Source organism: Bacillus sp. GMs2/2, assembly GCF_050172095.1.
In the GTDB taxonomy this organism is placed as follows: domain Bacteria; phylum Bacillota; class Bacilli; order Bacillales; family Bacillaceae_G; genus Bacillus_A; species Bacillus_A cereus.
Window position 1 is genome coordinate 1 of sequence record NZ_JBNLYE010000757.1, and the last position, 901, is coordinate 901.

A 901-nucleotide genomic window follows, 5' to 3' on the forward strand; every position below is an offset into this window, starting at 1 on the left:
CCTCATTTCGCATGACTACACCTCTCTCTAACTATTCCTTTTCAAGCGTCTAGGCGGTCTTCTTTGACGTTTTACTTTGTTCCTGTGTTTTATATTTCCTTTAGGCTTTATCGGCTCTAATTCTTCAATTCTAGCATCCGTTTTTGTCACATATTCTTGGAAACCTTTTGTTAGTTGCGAAAGCATTCCATATAAACCTACACCATTTCCCTCTGCTTCTTTTGGAATAACTAAACCATAATGCGTAGGAATTGCATCTGTAGTAATTGTCGGTTCTCCTTCTTTGCGATTCATACGCATTTCATAGAGTTTTGGAATGTCCGTTTTCAAATTATACTGTTTAATATCCCAAGCCATTACAGTTTCCAATACACTACGTGTAATTGGTCTAATATTGGTTTTATAGGTTTCTTTAGAAGAAACTTTGAAGTCCGAAGCAATTATGCCTTGATAATATGTCCCAAGAGCGGTTTTCACTTGAATATAGCCATTTTCCCAACTCGAATTCCGTATCATCGCACTTGGGAGCATAATGTCTGTATCTCCTCCGGATGAAGTCCCAATACTTGCAATCCAATTGTCATTCCGATAAAAGCGGAACTGATCTTTGACTTTAAACCTCATTTCACTTTGAGCATCTAAGACAATCATTTTATCAGCGTCAAGCATTGCATTTCCTGTTTGTGAAAAGTATAAAGAAGCTGCATTCAAGTATCCATTGCCATCGAGCCCTTTTGTAATGCCGATTCCACCAGACTTCACACTTGCATCTGAGAATTGGTATACCATAATCGCACCATTTGCCCCTGTGGCATCTGAATCCCCACCTAAAATAAAAGTGGGCTGTATTTCACCTCTACTATTTTTGTAATACCCAATAAAGGCCCTTACTCTCGAGGAC

At 38.7% G+C, this 901-nt stretch carries 1 pseudogene; it reads right to left on the minus strand.

The features are described from left to right. Positions 1–27: 27 nt before the first annotated feature. Positions 28–901, minus strand: a pseudogene (locus tag ACQGS6_RS29300) (phage tail spike protein); the annotation flags it as partial.